Genomic DNA, 13,366 nt, shown 5'->3' with positions numbered 1-13,366 from the left:
TAAGGGTAAGGGTGAGGGGCAGCGCCGGCGCCTGGCGATTGCAGAACGCTCTGGCTTCGAGAGGATGTCACCGGGTGCCAACATCGTCCCACGTTTCTGATTAGAAAGCTTCTTCCAGCGACCTCTATCTCGCGCCAAAGCCGATCAGAACGGGATCTCGTCGTCCAGCTCGCGCGAGAAGCCACCGCCTCCGCCGTTGCGGTTGTTGTTGCCGCCGCGATCATTCGGTCCCGACTGGCCGAAATCTGAGGAGCGTCCGCCACCGGAATAGCCGACCTGCGCGTCGCCGCCCTGACCGCGGGTGTCGAGCATCTGCAGCTCGCCGCGGAACTTCTGCAGCACGACTTCCGTCGTGTAGCGATCCTGGCCGTTCTGGTCCTGCCATTTGCGGGTCTGCAGCTGGCCTTCGATATAAACCTTCGCGCCCTTCTTCAGGTACTGCTCGGCAACCTTGGCGAGATTGTCGTTGAAGATCACGACACTGTGCCACTCGGTCCTGTCCTTGCGCTCGCCGGAGTTCTTGTCGCGCCAGGTCTCCGTGGTGGCGACCCTGAGATTGACGACCGGATCGCCCGAGTTCAGCCGCCTGATCTCGGGATCCGCCCCGAGATTACCGATCAGAATGACCTTGTTCACGCTACCCGCCATGATACTTCTCCGCGCTCGTCCGAAACCGTCGTCAAGTCGAAGGGCGAACTGTAGCCGATCGGCACACTCCTTGCCGCGCCCTCGTGGATTTTCTCTGCCCTGTCCACAGTTAGTTTGTTCTTATTTTGTTCTAAGCCATCGCTTGGTGACATGCAAGCGTCATTTAGGCATTTGCGGCTGAATTTCACGCCTTCTGCTCATCTACGCTCGCCGCAGGCAGTGCATGACGCCGCGCTCGCTCGATGGCTCATGTTGGTGGGCGGCCTCGCTCCCGCGCTCTCAACGCAATGAAGATGCCGGACGACATCGAACTTCGCGCATGGCTACGGGGTCATTTCCGGCTATGCTGCAGTGATGAAACGCAGCTGGCCGACGCTACCCCGATCCGTACTGCTGGCCTGCCTCGTCGGAGTGGCGAGTGGAACAGCATCTGCCGATCAGAAGCCAGCTGCATCCTCAAAGCTGCCGGGCGTCGACGCCAAATCCCGTATCGTCCGCTCCGCGCAACCCCTAGCCGAGCCGGAGCCGGAGACGGTCCAGTCACGCCCGCCGTCAGCCCCCGGCCAATGGGACGTCACAGTGTCCGGGACCGTCACGACAGACATTACTACCGGCGGCCTGCCCGTCCCGCGGCATTGATCCAAGTCGCTTCCGCTGTAGGCAAAAGAATGTCTGGCAAAAGAATGGCCCTGCCGCTTTGTCTAGCGCGCAGGGCCTTTCGGGATTTTGATCCTTAATGTTCCGGTCGTATCCGACCGGTTTTCTTCGGATACCTACCGGCTTACGCCGCGATCCGACTCTTAGTCTCTTCGATGTGGATGATAACGACTGGCTAGTCTGCCGAGCGCTCAGGCACTAAAACCGGCCGCGGCCCCGCCTTTATGCAGAGCCGATGCAGACTGGTCCGGTGGATTCATGCTCCACTCCTTGTCTGGTTGCTCCAATGCCTGTTTCGACCACCGCGATGCCCACGACATCTCGTGAGCGGCATTACGCCTCGCGGGCGATCGAAAAGACAGTTATAATTTTGGCACTCTGGCAATAGCCGTCAACCCATAACCGGTTCACGAATGTGAAATGTGATCGCCGCAGGCGATTTACCTGCAGCAGGCGAAGCTTCGCGCCCGCTGAGGATCAGCTGGAGCTCTGTGTCGACGCGTTCTCCGCCTGACGCTCCTGCTGACACGACGTTGTCAGGGGAGAGTGTTTCCGTTGCGTTCTTCTCTCGACATATTGCGGCGACCCACTACATTTGGGCGACCGACAGGCCCTGGCCCCGCCACGCGCCGATTCGCTTAGCTCCTATTTTCGCATTATGGATGGTCATGGCCGACCACAAGTTCATCTCCATTCGCGGCGCCCGCGAACACAATCTGAAGAATGTCGATCTCGACCTGCCGCGTGACTCGCTGATCGTCATGACGGGCCTGTCGGGGTCCGGCAAGTCGTCGCTCGCTTTCGACACCATCTATGCGGAGGGCCAGCGGCGCTATGTCGAGAGCCTGTCGGCTTATGCGCGGCAGTTCCTCGAAATGATGCAGAAGCCGGATGTCGACCAGATCGACGGCCTCTCGCCTGCGATCTCTATTGAGCAGAAGACGACTTCGCGCAACCCGCGCTCGACGGTAGGCACGGTCACCGAGATATACGATTATATGCGCCTGCTCTGGGCGCGAGTCGGCATTCCCTATTCGCCTGCGACCGGCCTGCCGATCGAGAGCCAGACGGTGTCCCAGATGGTCGACCGCGTGCTGGCGCTGGAAGAGGGCACTCGACTCTATATCATGGCGCCCATCGTGCGCGGCCGGAAAGGCGAATACCGCAAGGAGCTTGCCGAGCTGCAGAAGAAGGGCTTCCAACGCGTCAAGATCGACGGCGTCTTCCACGAAATCGCCGACGTGCCGGCGCTGGACAAGAAGTACAAGCACGACATCGACGTCGTCGTGGACCGCATTGTGGTGCGGCCGGATCTTGCTGCCCGCCTCGCCGACTCCCTGGAAACCTCGCTTAAGCTCGCCGACGGGCTTGCCGTGGCCGAATTCGCCGACCGCCCGCTGCCACCGGAAGCTACGGCGGAGGAATCCGCCTATAAGTCGAAGAACGACACGCACGAGCGTATCGTCTTCTCCGAAAAATTCGCCTGCCCGGTCTCCGGCTTCACCATTCCGGAGATCGAGCCACGGCTCTTCTCCTTCAACAATCCGTTCGGCGCCTGCCCGACCTGCGACGGGCTCGGCAGCCAGCGCGCCATCGACCCGGACCTCGTCGTGCCCGACGAGAACGTCACGCTGCGCGACGGCGCCATCGCGCCCTGGGCAAAATCGACCTCTCCCTATTACAACCAGACGCTCGATGCGCTGGGCAAGGAATACGGCTTCAAGCTCGGCGACAAGTTCTCCAGCCTGTCGGAGGCGGCCCAGCAAGCGATCTTGCGCGGCACGGGCGAGCGCGAGGTCACCTTCCACTATGACGACGGGCTGCGCTCCTACAAGACCACCAAGACCTTCGAGGGTGTGGTCCCGAACCTGGAGCGCCGCTGGAAGGAGACGGAGTCGGCCTGGATGCGCGAGGAGATCGAGCGCTTCATGTCCTCGACCCCCTGCCCGGCTTGCAACGGCTACCGCCTGAAGCCGGAAGCGCTCGCGGTCAAGATTGCCGGCAAGCACATCGGCGAGGCGACGGGGTTGTCGATCCGCAAAGCCGACCAGTGGTTCACCGAACTGCCGCAGGCGCTGAACGCCAAGCAGAACGAGATCGCCAGCCGTATCCTCAAGGAGATCCGTGAGCGGCTGCGCTTCCTCAACGATGTCGGCCTCGACTACCTGACCCTGTCGCGCAATTCCGGCACGCTCTCGGGCGGCGAGAGCCAGCGTATCCGGCTCGCCTCACAGATCGGCTCGGGGCTGACCGGCGTGCTCTATGTGCTCGATGAGCCTTCGATCGGCCTCCACCAGCGCGACAATGAGCGCCTGCTCGATACGCTGAAGCACCTGCGCGATCTCGGCAACACGGTCATCGTGGTCGAGCATGACGAGGACGCTATCCTGCACGCAGACTATGTCGTCGATATCGGCCCAGCGGCCGGCATCCATGGCGGCAAGGTCATCGCCGAAGGTACGCCCCGGCAGATCATGGCGAACCCGAACTCGATCACCGGCAAATATCTGTCGGGCGAGTTCGAGATCCCGATGCCGGCAAGGCGCCGCGAGATGAAGAAGAACCGCCGCATCAAGGTGGTCGGCGCGCGCGGCAACAATCTGAAGAAGGTGACGGCCGAGATTCCGCTCGGCACCTTTACTTGCGTCACCGGCGTGTCCGGCGGCGGCAAGTCGACCTTCCTCATCGAGACCCTGTTCAAGGCGGCCTCGCGCCGCATCATGGGCTCGCGCGAGCACCCGGCCGATCATGACCGGATCGAGGGGCTGGAGTTCCTCGACAAGGTGATCGACATCGATCAGTCGCCGATCGGCCGCACGCCGCGCTCCAACCCCGCGACCTACACCGGCGCCTTCACGCCGATCCGCGACTGGTTCGCGGGCCTGCCGGAGGCGAAGGCACGCGGCTACCAGCCCGGCCGGTTCTCCTTCAATGTCAAGGGCGGCCGCTGCGAAGCCTGCCAGGGCGACGGCGTCATAAAGATCGAGATGCACTTCCTTCCGGATGTCTACGTCACCTGCGACGTCTGCCACGGCAAGCGCTACAACCGCGAAACGCTGGAGGTGCTGTTCAAGGGCAAGTCGATCGCCGACGTCCTGGAGATGACGGTCGAGGAAGGCGTCGAGTTCTTCGCAGCAGTGCCTGCCGTGCGCGACAAGCTGCAGACGCTCGCCAAGGTCGGCCTCGGCTACATCCATGTCGGCCAGCAGGCGACCACGCTGTCAGGCGGCGAGGCGCAGCGCATCAAGCTTGCCAAGGAGCTGTCGCGCAAGGCGACCGGCAAGACGCTCTACATACTGGACGAGCCGACGACCGGCTTGCATTTCCATGACGTGGCAAAGCTTCTTGAAGTGCTGCATGAGCTGGTCGACCAGGGCAACACAGTGGTCGTCATCGAGCATAATCTGGAGGTCATCAAGACCGCAGATTGGATCCTCGACCTCGGCCCCGAAGGCGGCGACGGCGGCGGCGAGCTGGTGGCAGCCGGACCGCCCGAGGACATCATGGCCGAGCCCCGGAGCTATACCGGGCAGTTCCTGAGGGAGTTGCTGGAGCGCCGGCCGAGAGGGAAGAGAGAAGCGGCGGAATAAACGAGCCGAAACAACCGGCGCCGGTGCCACCACCGACTCTTAAATGAGGTCGCTCGGAATTCGGGCGGAGTGAGATCACCGGAGGGTATCCGAGGACGGGACCGTTGTCTTCATTCGATGGACGGCCTTTCTCGTTCTCCAAAGCGATAGGAGGAGAACATGCAAGACACGGGTGTCTTGAAGGTTCTATTCATCGCCGGATTCGGTCCAATCGTTCGCGATGCTGCAAGCCGGAAGCTTTATGCCGAAGATCTCGGAATCGCTTTCAGAGAGGAATCCGACGGCTATCTCCACACGGAAGCGCTTCAGGGCGCCAGAAGTTTTGCCCTTTGGCCCCTTTCACAAGCCGCGCGATCCTGTTTCGGCAGCACCTCCTGGCCTGACGAGATTCCGGCACCTCAGGCATGGATCGAGTTTGAGGTGGACAGCGTCGAAACGGCTACAGCGGCACTCGAGGAGCGGGGCTACCGGATGCTCGTCAGGAACAAGAAGGAACCGTGGGGCCAGACGGTCAGTCGACTCCTGTCCTCGGAAGGCCTTCTTGCCGGCGTGACCTTCACCCCCTCGATGCGGGAAGGTTGATGGCCGTTTCCCGTGCATAGCCAGGAATTAAGGGTAGCGCGTCGATGTCCACCTCCGGCATAATCACCGTCGAGAGCCGTTTCGGCGTCAAGGAAACCATCGATCGATTGGCTAAGGCCGTTCAGGGCGCTGGGCTTCTCGTCTTCGCCCGCATCGATCACCAGGCTGGCGCACGAGATGCCGGCATGGTGCTGAGGCCGACAGAGCTCTTGATCTTCGGCAATCCGAAAGGCGGTACGCCGCTGATGCAGGACCGGCAGATTTGCGGTATCGACCTGCCGGTCAAGGCGCTGGCCTGGGAGGATGAAGACGGCAAGGTGTGGCTCTCTTACAATGATCCGCATTGGATCGCCGAGCGTCACGGCCTCGAAGAAAAGAGCGATCAGGCCGTCAAGGCGATCGCCGTCGGCATGGAGAAGGTCATCACGGCTGCCGCGGGAAGTCGGCACTGAAGGACACCTCTAGGCCGGCTCGCCCTTTTGCTTTTCTCCGCACACTCGGATCAGGCCAGCTCGAGCTCTTGCAAAGCCTTCTCCTCATCCTCATGCGAGAGTGCCAGGAGTATCTTCAGATCGTCATCTTCCCGGCGCACGACATAGCTAGTTCGGAAGGTCGCTTCGGCGGCTTTTTTGCCCTCTGGCGCGAAGCGCAGCCGCCATTTCGCTTCCACCAGAAGGTGATTTGGCGCAAGCGGCGTCGTGCCGATGACCTTGATCGCCGACTGAGCCAGCCCCAGCCTGCTCATCGCCTCAGCCTTGGTCTTGAGTGCCCGCTTGTATTCCGCGTCAACGTGGAACACCTCCACGGTCGAGGGGGCGGCTTCGATATAGGTCGAAAAATACGCGATACTGACGGCCTCCGCATCTCCAGCCAAGGATGCCGCAGCATACGCATCGAAGAACGTTTGGATGCGCTTATCATCGACAGATGTCATGGTTGAAAGGCCTCGGATTGAAGAATGAACCGAGCTCTCGTCGCTTGGCTCGATGCCTTGTCATCTAAACTGCATTGACCAATTCTGTTCCCACGTTTTCCCCCCGTCTGACGAGAACGACTGTTCCCACAGGGGGCCAGCGCCGGCGTTCTTGAGCCATACGAAACGCACCTTTATTGGTGTCCCGTTCCAACGATCGTCGGCGATGAACTCGCCTCTATCTCCCTCGAATCTGCCCACTACCGGAGCGCCAATTTCCGAGGGGGAGCGCAGGTCAAGCCACCATATGCGCCAAAGGCCGGTGTCACTCTCGAACGCGCGCAAGGCCGCTGCCCGGTACGCGCCATTAGGGTCGTCGATAAAGTTGTCTTCGATGTTACCGTGTCCGGCCATAATCGGCCGCGTCGAGCTTGTGCCGTCGAATTCATACCAGTCGTTCGCCCCGGCAAGCCTGGTTGTCAGCTTGCGATGCCGGACATTCCAGTCCCGGTGCAGAAAATCGAAGTCATGTTCGACCGTCATCAGAAGTCCTTCTAGTCAATCGAGCTGGAGCGAGAGCCGTCCGTTTGTGGTTTGCGCCCCGTTTCCAGGCTCATGCTGGTGCCCGGACGACAATCCCATTGGTCTTCACCATCATGCCCGCCATTTCCTTGAGGAGCTTCGCCCACCCCGGCAGTGAGCTTGGCGATCGTAGTTCTACAAATGGATATCTACCTTCCCCATTTGTTTAGGTCCATTTCAAAGTCATGACGCTTATGATAAGCGGAGCTTAATGTTTGATCTCGCCCGCCTCAGGCTCCTGCGTGAGCTGTCCCACAGAGGAACGATGACTGCTGTGGCAGCCGCAAGCCGGCTGACCCCTTCGGCAGTGTCGCAGCAACTTGCCACGCTCGAGAGCGAAGCGGGCGTTGCGCTAATCGAGCCAACCGGCAGGCGGGTCAAACTCACGGCTGCTGGCATGCGCCTTGCTGCGCACGCCGAAACGATTTTGAACGCGGTCGAGGCGGCCCAACTTGATATGGGCGGCGTCTCGACGCAGCCACGCGGAACATTGAAAATCGGTTGTTTCGGTACGTTCGCAAAAGCACACGTATTGCCGGCGCTGGTTCGGATTCGGAAGTGTCACCCCGATTTGCATGTGGTGGTACACGAACTCGAGCCAGAAGACGCAGTCGACGCTGTTCGCATTGGGCGGTGCGATGCCGCCATCATCTACTCACATAGCCTCGTGCCGAGGCCGGTCGACCCGAGCTTCGTCTCGCATAAGCTGCGCGAGGAACCTGTGCTGCTCGCGTTGCCCGCCAGCCTCCATTCCATGCCAGCGATCGTCGATTTGACAGAACTGGCCGATCGCGACTGGATTGGTGGTTCACGCGGACCGGGTGGCTATGATTTGACCAGCCGCGCTTGTGCTCTCGCCGGGTACGCTCCCCGCATTACACATTCCATCGACGACTACGACCTTTTGCTGCGTATGGTGTCCGCAGGCATAGGGATGAGCTTCGTTCCAGCCATGGCCCTGGAGCTATACCCCGATACCGGTGTTACCGTTCGCACCGCTTCCGGGCCTGCCTTGCGGCGCCGGATCGACATCATCACCCGACCTGCCATTGCCTCGTCCCCGACGTTCGTTTCATTTCTTGCCGAGTTTCAGCTACCTTCGTCGGATGGGAAATAGAGGCCGGACATTTGTGCCCTGAGCACTTCGACGCCAGCGGTTGACCAAGCGGCGCCTAGCAGGAAACTAGCAATTGCGTCCGCTAGATTGCCGGATCGAGATCGAGCTGGCCGTCGTCCACCTCCATTTGTAGTGGACGTTGAACCAGGACATCACGCCGCCGTCACACCACAATCGATTCATCGATCACTGGACGTGCTCCTGTCAGGAGAAAGAGCCCGGAAGGGCATTTCGGGTGACGCCCTCGGCCTCCCGATGATACCTTCGCCGCTCCGAGACAGGCATGAGGAGAGCTATCAGATATGGCGGGAAGGGGAAAAATCCGCGCCGGCATGGGCGGGTGGACTTTCGAGCCTTGGGACAGCTCCTTCTATCCGGAGGACCTGCCGAAGGCCAGGCAGTTGCAATATGCGAGCCAGCAAGTCCCGACCATAGAGGTCAACGGAACCTTCTATTCGACAATGCGGCCCGCGACCTTTGCCAAATGGGCAAAAGAAGCACCGGACGGGTTCGTCTACTCGCTCAAGGGACACCGCTTCGTGACCAATCGAAAGGTGCTCGCCGAAGCCGGGGATGGCATTAGCCACTTCCTCGGGTCAGGCATCGTCGAGCTCGGCGAAAAGCTCGGCCCGATCCTGTGGCAGCTCGCACCGTTCAAGAAGTTCGATCAAGAGGACATCGAAGCCTTCCTCAAGCTGCTGCCGGACAAGCAGGACGGCGTGAAGCTGCGTCACGTGCTCGAGGTCCGGCACGATTCCTTTGCGGTACCCGAATTCGTCGCGCTGCTTCGGAAATACCAAGTCCCGGTCGTTTACGCCGACCACGCCACCTATCGGGCGATCGCCGATGTTGCTGGGGATTTCGTCTACGCAAGGCTTCAGGCCGGCAAGGATGATAACCTGGACTGCTACACCCCAAAGGCGCTGGATGAATGGGCCAGCCGCGTGAAGATCTGGGCCGAAGGCAAGGTGCCGGCTGACCTGCCGCGTGCCGATCCGTCGAGCGAGGCCGAGGTCAAGCCGCGCGACGTCTTCGTCTATTTCATCACGGAGGGTAAGGTCCGCGCTCCATTTGGCGCTATGGCGCTGATGAAGCGGGTGGATGGTTGAGGAGCCCTCTTCCGCTCCTATGCGATTTTCAGTGTCTCGCTTTCAGCAGCCGCTCAATTTCTTCGAGTTTCATATAGGTGGCGCGCAGGCCCGTGTTCATCGCGTCCAGGCCCTGAATCATGAAGTTGAGCGTATTCTGCAACCCATCGGGCATGTTGCCGGCCGCCGGAGCATTGTTGTTTTGCGCCAGCCGAAACATCATGCCTGCAATTTCCGTCGGTCTCATTGTCGTTCCTCCTTGAATTGCTCCGATCGCCACGACCAAAGCAGCTCAGGGTCTCACAATCTTGTTTCAGGACAGCGCTGCTTGACCTCGCTGCACTTCACCCGAATGTAACAGCTCCTTCATTCTCATCGGTTTGATGACATTGCCGCGCATCTTTCAGGCTCGAGGCCAGAAGCGCAGAGTTGCTTGTGGCCTGCTATCCGAACTTGCCCGTGCGCGGGAAGCCTTTCGGGACGAGGCGACCAGCCGCGGCCCGGGCGCTGATCCATTCGGTCAGCTCCTCGCGCGACTTGACGAAGGTGCGGTCGGCCGAATCCTGCCAGGAGAGGCCCGCCGACATCTCGAACGTCTTGATGTCGAGCAGCCTGCCATCCTTGTACTTCTGCAGCCGCACGCCCTTGCCACGCGTCATCTCCGGCACTTCGGCAAGCGGGAAGACTACCATCTTGCGGTTGTCGCCGACCACGGCCACGTGATCGCCGGCGACGAACACGCAGCGCACCGCCTCGTCCGGCGCTCGCACGTTCATGACCTGCTTGCCCTTCCTCGTGTTGGCGACCACCTCGGCTTCCGGCACGATGAAGCCATTGCCGTCATGTGAGGCGAGCAGCAGCTTGCGGCCCGGCGCGTGGACAAACGCGGTGACGATGTCCTGATCGTTCTCCATGTCGACCATGATGCGGATCGGCTCGCCATGGCCTCGCCCACCCGGGAGCCGGTCGGCGCCGATGGTGTAGAACTTGCCGCCGGTGGTGAAGACCAGGATCTTGTCCGTCGTCTGAGCGTGGAAAGCGAGCTTCAGGCCGTCGCCCTCCTTGAAGGCCAGCACCGAGAAATCGGTGAGATGGCCCTTCATGGCGCGCAGCCAGCCCTTTTCCGACACAACGACTGTGACCGGCTCCTTTTCCACCATCGCGTGGTGGATGTCGGCATCGTCGTGCTCCGGAGCATCGGCGAAGGCCGTGCGCCGCCGGCCGAGCTCGGTATCGGGGCCGAACTTCTTGCGAACCTGCTCGACCTCCCACCGGATGGTCTTCCACTGCTTCGCGTTCGACGCGAGCAGCCCCTCGATCTGCTTCTTCTCCTCGGTGAGGCCGTCGAACTCCTTGCGGATCTCGATTTCCTCCAGCTTGCGCAGGGCGCGCAGCCGCATGTTGAGGATGGCTTCCGCCTGGTTGTCGGTGAGCGAAAAGCGCTCCATCATCACCTTTTTCGGCTCATCCTCCTCGCGGATGATTTTGATCACCTCGTCGATATTGAGATAGGCGATCAGGTAGCCGGCAAGAATCTCGAGCCGTCGCTCGATCTCGGCAAGCCGGTGCCGAGAGCGGCGAACAAGCACTTCCTTGCGGTGTTCGAGCCATTCCTGGAGCGCGCTCTTGAGCGACAGGATGTTGGGCACCTTGCCGCGCGACAGCACGTTCATGTTGAGCGAGATGCGGCTCTCCAGGTCGGTCAGCTTGAAGAGCGATTCCATCATCAACGCAGGATCGACGGTGCGGCTCTTCGGCGTCAGCACGATGCGGACGTCCTCGGCGCTCTCGTCGCGCACGTCTTCCAGCAGCGGCAGCTTGCGGGCGACCACCAGCTCGGCGATCTTCTCGATCAGCCGCGATTTCTGGACCTGGTAGGGAATCTCTGTGACTACAGCGACCCAGGTGCCACGACCCTGGTCTTCCTTCTCCCAGCGCGCCCGAACGCGGAAGCTGCCGCGCCCGGTGCGGTAGGCTTCGAGGATCGTTTCACGGCTGTCGACGACGACACCCCCCGTCGGAAAGTCGGGGCCCTGCACAAGCCCATCCTCGTCGTCCTTGCTCATCAGCGCCTCGACAGGCGCCTTGGGATCGTCGATCAGCAGAAGCGCCGCCGTGCAAAGCTCGGCCGCGTTGTGCGGCGGGATCGAGGTCGCCATGCCGACCGCGATGCCGGAAGAGCCGTTGGCAAGCAGGTTCGGGAAGGCGCCGGGCAGGACAGCGGGCTCCTCGTCCTCCTCATTGTAGGTCGGGCGGAAGTCGACCGCATCCTCGGTGATGCCTTCGAGCAGATCGGTCGCCACCTCGGTCATGCGCGCTTCGGTGTAGCGCATGGCAGCCGGCGCATCTCCGTCGATATTGCCGAAATTGCCCTGGCCGTCGACCAGCGGGTAACGCGAGGAGAAATCCTGCGCGAGACGCACCAGCGCGTCATAGATCGCCTGGTCGCCATGCGGATGGAATTTGCCCATCACCTCGCCGACGATGCGGGCGCATTTGGCGAAGCCCTGATCGGGGTTGAGCCTCAACAGTCGCATCGCATGCATGATACGGCGATGCACCGGCTTCAGACCGTCGCGCACGTCGGGCAGCGCCCGGTGCATGATGGTCGAAAGCGCGTAAGCGAGGTAGCGCTCTTCCAGCGCCTTCTTCAGATCGACGGGTTCGATATTGTCGCCGTTGTCGAATTCCGGCGGTTTCTGGCCTTTTCCCATGATTTCCGACTAGCCGAGCTGCTGATTCGCGGCAAGTGGCGGCTGTCGGCATTGACAATGCCGCGAATCGAGCAAATCCGCTGCCATTGCCTTTTCCGGGTTTTTGCCCATTGTTCAAGGCGAGCGTCATCTTCAGGTCCAGTTTGCGGGATCAGGAGAAGGTGCAACGGATTGCAACCAGTCTCAGGGAACATGTTCATGAAACCATACCGTTACGCATTTCGGCACCTGGCCGCGACAACGGTCATCGTGCTTCTGCCGGTCGCCTCGGCACATGCGCTCGACGCCAACGCCTTCGGCACACGTCTGAAGGGGTTGGTTGCCGAGCAAGGAGCGGACATCAACTGGACGAGCCTTACCGAGAGCGGCTCCCAGATCGTGCTGGAGGGCGTGACGATCGGTGCCCAGGGCAAGCCTGACAAGGTCAACCTCGGCGACGTCACACTGAACGACGTCACCGAGGAGAATGGCGGCTACAGGGTCGGCACGCTGACGCTTCCCAACTATTCGACCACTGAAGAAGGCGTGACGGTCGACATCAGTGGAGCGACGATCAACGGGCTCGTCCTGCCCGCCGAGAACTCGAACGACGTCATGGCCTCACTGATGCTGTACAGCGACGCCAAGCTCGCCAATGTCTCGGTCAAGAAAGGCGACAAATCGCTCGCCTCTCTGGAAAACCTTCATGTCGAGATCACCCCGATCGCCGACGGAAAGCCCCTGGAATTTTCGGCCGCCGCCGAGAAGTTCTCGGCTGATCTCTCCCAGACGGAAGACGCACAGACGAAGGCCGTGATCGATGCCCTGGGCTATCAGTCGATCGCCGGCTCGCTCACAATGGCAGGCTCCTGGCAACCGAAGGACGGCCATATCGCGCTCTCAAAGTACAATCTGTCCGTCGAGAATGCCGGCACCTTGGGCATGACCTTCGATCTCGGCGGCTACACGCCGGACTTCATCAAGTCCATCAAGGACCTGCAGAAGCAGATCGCGGCGCAGCCGGCGGGGGCCGACAATTCTGCGCAAGGGCTTGCGGTGCTCGGGCTGATGCAGCAGCTCACCTTCGGCTCGGCCTCGATCCGTTGGGACGACGACTCTCTGACGAAGAAGGCGCTTGACTTCATTGCCTCGCAGCAGGGCCAGAAGGCTGAGGACATCGCCAACCAGGCGAAGGCGATCGTGCCCTTTGCGATGATGCAGCTCAACAATCCCGAGCTCACCAAGCAGGTGACCGAGGCCGTGAACAAATATCTGACCGATCCGAAGAGCATCGAGATCAAGGCAAAGCCGGGCAGCGAGGTGCCGTTTGCCGTTATCATGGCCGGTGCAATGTCGGGGCAGCCTCAGGAGCTCACAAAGACGCTCGCCGTATCGGTCAGCGCCAACGAAGATTGAGCCCTGCCGTTGGCATGGGAAAAATGTCAAAAGGCCCGGCGCAAGCGCCGGGCCTTTTTTCAAACCGTCATGCCAAGTGG

General features: G+C 61.1%; 11 protein-coding genes. 6 read left to right on the top strand and 5 right to left on the bottom strand.

The annotated features are described in order from the left end of the window. Positions 1–144 precede the first annotated feature (144 nt). Positions 145–648, bottom strand: a complete 504-nt coding sequence (locus SAZ10_RS06195; RefSeq protein ID WP_318608311.1) for a single-stranded DNA-binding protein — start codon at positions 646–648, stop codon at positions 145–147. Between the two features lie 1,325 nt (positions 649–1,973). Here SAZ10_RS06195 and uvrA point away from each other — a divergent pair. The 3 genes from uvrA to SAZ10_RS06180 all read left to right on the top strand — a co-directional run bounded on the left by uvrA (position 1,974) and on the right by SAZ10_RS06180 (position 5,929). After that, the gene (gene uvrA / locus SAZ10_RS06190; RefSeq protein ID WP_318608310.1) at positions 1,974–4,895 is read left to right on the top strand and encodes an excinuclease ABC subunit UvrA; all 2,922 of its coding nucleotides are present in this window, start codon (positions 1,974–1,976) and stop codon (positions 4,893–4,895) included. Positions 4,896–5,054: 159 nt separating this feature from the next. After that, on the top strand, positions 5,055–5,477 hold the full coding sequence (locus SAZ10_RS06185) for a hypothetical protein (protein WP_318608309.1): 423 nt from the start codon (positions 5,055–5,057) through the stop codon (positions 5,475–5,477). 44 nt (positions 5,478–5,521) lie between these two features. Continuing rightward, positions 5,522–5,929, top strand: a complete 408-nt coding sequence (locus tag SAZ10_RS06180) for a DUF302 domain-containing protein (RefSeq protein ID WP_318608308.1) — start codon at positions 5,522–5,524, stop codon at positions 5,927–5,929. 50 nt (positions 5,930–5,979) lie between these two features. Here the strand turns inward: SAZ10_RS06180 and SAZ10_RS06175 are convergent, their stop codons facing one another. After that, entirely contained in the window at positions 5,980–6,411 is a 432-nt protein-coding gene (locus SAZ10_RS06175; RefSeq protein ID WP_318608307.1) for a hypothetical protein, read from the bottom strand. A gap of 60 nt (positions 6,412–6,471) precedes the next feature. Beyond that, on the bottom strand, positions 6,472–6,933 hold the full coding sequence (locus tag SAZ10_RS06170; RefSeq protein WP_318608306.1) for a DUF1579 domain-containing protein: 462 nt from the start codon (positions 6,931–6,933) through the stop codon (positions 6,472–6,474). 250 nt (positions 6,934–7,183) lie between these two features. Here SAZ10_RS06170 and SAZ10_RS06165 point away from each other — a divergent pair, with 250 nt between their 5' ends. Further along, positions 7,184–8,089 carry a LysR family transcriptional regulator gene (locus SAZ10_RS06165; protein ID WP_318608305.1) on the top strand — a complete coding sequence of 302 codons (906 nt, stop codon included), beginning with the start codon at positions 7,184–7,186 and terminating at the stop codon, positions 8,087–8,089. 302 nt (positions 8,090–8,391) lie between these two features. After that, complete coding sequence (locus SAZ10_RS06160; protein WP_318608304.1) at positions 8,392–9,198, top strand: DUF72 domain-containing protein; 807 nt, start codon at positions 8,392–8,394, stop codon at positions 9,196–9,198. A gap of 28 nt (positions 9,199–9,226) precedes the next feature. On the opposite strand, the gene SAZ10_RS06155 is transcribed toward SAZ10_RS06160, so the two are convergent. Then, entirely contained in the window at positions 9,227–9,400 is a 174-nt protein-coding gene (locus SAZ10_RS06155) for a hypothetical protein (protein WP_318608303.1), read from the bottom strand. Positions 9,401–9,620: 220 nt separating this feature from the next. Continuing rightward, a complete protein-coding gene (gene parC, locus SAZ10_RS06150) occupies positions 9,621–11,891 on the bottom strand; it encodes a DNA topoisomerase IV subunit A (RefSeq protein ID WP_318608302.1) in 2,271 nt (756 codons plus the stop codon). A 198-nt stretch (positions 11,892–12,089) separates the two neighbouring features. Here parC and SAZ10_RS06145 point away from each other — a divergent pair, with 198 nt between their 5' ends. Beyond that, entirely contained in the window at positions 12,090–13,286 is a 1,197-nt protein-coding gene (locus SAZ10_RS06145) for a hypothetical protein (protein ID WP_318608301.1), read from the top strand. Positions 13,287–13,366 lie beyond the last annotated feature (80 nt).

The sequence above is a fragment of the Mesorhizobium sp. BAC0120 genome (genome assembly GCF_033542235.1).
Classification (GTDB): Bacteria; Pseudomonadota; Alphaproteobacteria; order Rhizobiales; family Rhizobiaceae; genus JAWRCU01.
The sequence above is the reverse complement of the archived record's forward strand: the minus strand, read 5'-3'. Positions and strand labels throughout refer to the sequence as shown.